The 3,802-nt window shown below is 61.3% G+C and carries 4 protein-coding genes; 2 read left to right on the top strand and 2 right to left on the bottom strand.

The annotated features are described in order from the left end of the window. On the bottom strand, positions 1-1,083 hold a 1,083-nt coding region (locus WBV42_RS09150; RefSeq protein ID WP_423985749.1), incomplete at its 3' end, for an AI-2E family transporter. Positions 1,084-1,271: 188 nt separating this feature from the next. On the opposite strand from WBV42_RS09150, the gene WBV42_RS09155 reads away from it, so the two are divergent. Then, complete coding sequence (locus WBV42_RS09155) at positions 1,272-2,081, top strand: manganese catalase family protein (RefSeq protein ID WP_423985752.1); 810 nt, start codon at positions 1,272-1,274, stop codon at positions 2,079-2,081. Positions 2,082-2,093: 12 nt separating this feature from the next. Here WBV42_RS09155 and WBV42_RS09160 read toward each other — a convergent pair whose 3' ends face one another. Next, on the bottom strand, positions 2,094-2,357 hold the full coding sequence (locus tag WBV42_RS09160) for a hypothetical protein (protein ID WP_423985750.1): 264 nt from the start codon (positions 2,355-2,357) through the stop codon (positions 2,094-2,096). Between the two features lie 137 nt (positions 2,358-2,494). Here WBV42_RS09160 and WBV42_RS09165 point away from each other — a divergent pair. Further along, positions 2,495-3,802, top strand: a 1,308-nt coding sequence (locus WBV42_RS09165; RefSeq protein ID WP_423985751.1) for an APC family permease, incomplete at its 3' end; no start/stop codon positions are given.

Raw genomic sequence — 3,802 nt, forward strand, 5'->3', positions numbered from 1 at the left:
GAGCAGTTCCCCGTGGAGGAGTTCGGGAAGCACGATACGGATCGCTTCCAACATGAGGATGAACAGTATCGGAAGCAGGAAGAAACCGTACCAGCCGAACAGAATCGGGCCGAGAAGGTACGCGAACATCATCATCACCATGTCGAGTTGACGACCCGTGATGTACGGTTGGAGGAACGTCTGGGGAAGCGTGTCGAGGAGGAGGAAGTAGACGACGAGCACCCCGCCGACGAACGCCAGATGGTTTCCGCCCGAGTCGACCGCCTGAAAGGCCAGATAGCCGACGACGGGGATGTAGACGAGTTTGCCGACGACGATGGGAATCAGGCTGGCGATGCCGGTGAGGAACGCGAGCACGAAGACCATCGGGATGTGAAGCCCCGACGGCGCGAGGAGGTTCGTCCCCGAATACGCGACCCACGCGATGACGGACATGCCGATGACGAAGAGCAGATTCCCGAAGAAGACGGACTCCAAGTCCTCGTCGACGGCCACGGCGTAGCCGTAGGCCGCCGTGTCCTTCCCGTCGAACAGTTGGACGAGACCGTCGGCGAGTTGGTCGTCGTGGTTCAACAGGAAGTACGACAGCGTCACCGCGAGCGCGATGAGCATCCCCGCGCCGACGACGGCGGAGGTGACCTTCAATCCCGCGTCGAGCACGGTCATGACCGTCGTCTGCGGATTCGAGAGGAGCTGTTGTGGGTGGTGTATGGCTTCCAGAACCGTCCGCTGTTGGCCCTTCGGAAGCGCCCCCAGATAGTGGGTCACGAGTGCCGAATCGGTGGTGTTCCCGAACACCGATCCCACTCGACTGACGAGTTGAAACCCGGCGTAGAACGTGAGCACGACGATGGGAAGGAACACGACGAGAAGCGTCAGCCCTGCACTTACCCCGTCGGAATCAGTGATACCACTGAGTTGGCGATAGATGGGCCGGGTGGCGTAGTAGCCGAAGACACCCAGAACCACCATCCCGATGAACGAGTACGCGACGTACGCCGCGACGAGGACGAGGAGCAGGATGAAAACCCACCAGCCAGTTCGGCCACGACTCGGTACGGCGTCGAGATCAATGTCGACCATGGTCCTTGGGGATAGGAGGCTCCTCCTTGCAAACTGTTGTGGCCGGGAAACGTTCGGCGAGCATCCGACCGGTCGAAACGGACGAATTCGAGGGGAGCGGGCGATGGGACGCGGGGTCGTTTAACTGCCGTGCGCTCGCAGGCAGTGTGCCTAATCACGTCTCCCTTGTCGCTCACCACGGGAAAGCGATGTTCTACCACGACAACGAACTCCAGTACGAGGTGACGGTCGAAGAGCCAGACCCACGGTTCGCCAAGATGCTCCAGCAGGCCATCGGGGGAGCGGAAGGTGAGATGCGGGTCGCACTCCAGTACATGTTTCAGGCGTTCGCGGTGCCCGCCGACAAGGGCGAGTACAGACGACTACTGATGGAGACCGCGACGGAGGAACTGGGTCACATCGAGATGCTCGCGACGGCGGTGGCGAAGAACTTGGAGGGGGCGTCCGACGCCCAGCGCGAGGCGGCGCGCGAGGACGCGGTCATCGCCGAGATGATGAACAGCGGACAGCCACGGCAGGCGCTCTCGGCGGGGTTGCACGCGATGCCCGTCGATTCCAACGGCGTGCCGTTCACCGGGAACTACATCGTCGCCAGCGGCAACCTCGCGGCGAACATGTACGCGAACGTCATGGCCGAATCGACCGGTCGAACCCTCGCCGCACGGCTCTGGGAAATGACCGACGACCCCGGCATGAAGGACATGCTGTCGTACCTCATCGCCCGCGACACGATGCACCAGAACCAGTGGCACGCCGCCCTCGAAACGATGGAGGACCACGTTCCGGTGCCGAACAGCTTCCCGCAGGAGAAGGAGAACCAGGACTTCAACTACGAGTTCATGTCCACGACCAAGGACGAGCGCCCGAACCCGGACCAGCGCTGGACGCAGGGCGAATCGGTCGATGGGAACGGCGAGTTCTCCTACGGCCGACAGCCGGGCGGCGGCGAACCGGACCTCGACGAGGTCATCGAGGCGATGCACAACGAGATAAACTGAGAACCGGGCCGTTCACTCGGTCGGTTGTTCACCTGATTTTTCGCTTTCGTCGTCGGCGTCGGACGACTCTGCGGGGACCGGAGCGCCGAACTCAAGTACGATGCTCCAGCCAAGATACAGAATGGAGCCCAGAAACAGCAAGAACGCGATTAGAACGAACAGTCCGTCGCCGGAGTTCAATGTGGACGGCCTGAGAGAGATGGCAATCGAGGAGAGGGCGATAACGAGTAGTGCGGTACACCGGCGAATCGTCTTTTGGAGGGCAACATCGGACATATGATTTAATTCTAATATAATCGTCAAAACAGTTTCGACTATCGGACGCGTTGAGGTCGATGTTTTCCCGTCTAATATGAATGGGTTTAGTATTCGGCTACAACACTGATGCATCTTCCATCGGCAACCTATTCGAAATGACCGAAGAAGCAGCAGGTGAAGGGCTCGGGTTGACCGGCGCGGTGTCGATGGCCCTCGGTGGGATGATCGGCGGGGGGATTTACGCCGTCCTCGGCGTCGTCGTGAAAGTCGCCGGGCCGTTGGCGTGGTTCTCGTTCGTCCTAGCGGGAATCGTGGCGATGTGTGCGGGGTATTCGTACATCAAGTTGAACCAGCTAAGCGACCCCGAAGGCGCGTCGCCGACCTATCTGGCGTGGTTCGCCGACAGTTCCACGCTCGCGGGAATGGCCGGGTGGACGCTGTTGTTCGGGTACGTCGGCTCGATCGCGATGTACGCCTACGCGTTCGGGAGCTACGCCGTCGATATCGCCGGTGTCGAACACGTCGCGGGGCTACCGCTGCGGGCGGTGCTGTCGCTGGCCATCATCGGGATTTTCGTCGGTCTCAACCTAGTCGGCGTGGAGGAGTCCGGCTGGGTCGAAATCGCGCTCGTCGTGGTCAAAATAGCCGTCCTCGTCGGCTTCGCACTGGTCGGTCTCTGGTTCGGCACGTCGCACGGCGGCATCAAGACGGGGGTCGGTTCGCTGAGCTTCAACCCCATCATGGCGGCGGCGATGTCGTTCGTGGCGTTCCAGGGATGGCAGTTGCTCATGTACTCACAGGGAACCATCGAGAACCACAGCGACACCAACCCGACCGCCATCTACCTCTCGATTCCGACCGCCGTGGCGATCTACATCGGCGTCGCGATCGTCACCACCAGTATCGTCGGCGTCGGGATGGTTTCCAAGCATCCGGAAGTGGCGCTGGCGACCGCCGCCTCGAAGTTCGGCGGAAGTTGGGGCGAACTCATCATCTCGCTGTCGGCGCTGTTCTCGACCGCCAGCGCGATCAACGCGACGCTCTTCACCAGCGCGCAGTTCTCGGACCGACTCATCGAGAACGGACTCCTTCCGAAGAAACTCGACGCCAGTTCGCCCGACGAGTTCCACGTCGGCGAGGATTTACCCAAACGCATCATCCTCATCCTCGGCGTGCTGACCGCCGCGTTCACCGTCGTCGGCAGTCTGGAGGGGATCACGTCGTTCGCGTCGCTGACGTTCATCGTCGTCTTCGGCGGGATGAGCTACCTTGCGTTGACCCAACGTGACCACGAGGACGTGTCCGCGATTCCACCCGCAATCGGGGTGATCGGTGCGGTGCTCTTCCTCCCGATGATGCTCTGGCACCTGTTCACCGCCCAGCGCGGCGTTTTCTACACGGTTGCGGCCATCACCGTCGTTATCGTCATCCTCGAATTGGCCTACTTCGAAACGGGTCTGTTC

Source organism: Haladaptatus sp. (genome assembly GCF_049589095.1).
Taxonomy (GTDB): Archaea; Halobacteriota; Halobacteria; order Halobacteriales; family Haladaptataceae; genus Haladaptatus.

Bases quoted from the DNA above. Each gene is read 5' to 3' on its own strand.
- WBV42_RS09155 (WP_423985752.1), top strand. From the start codon at position 1,272: ATGTTCTACCACGACAACGAACTCCAGTACGAGGTGACGGTCGAAGAG.
- WBV42_RS09160 (WP_423985750.1), bottom strand. From the start codon at position 2,357: ATGTCCGATGTTGCCCTCCAAAAGACGATTCGCCGGTGTACCGCACTA.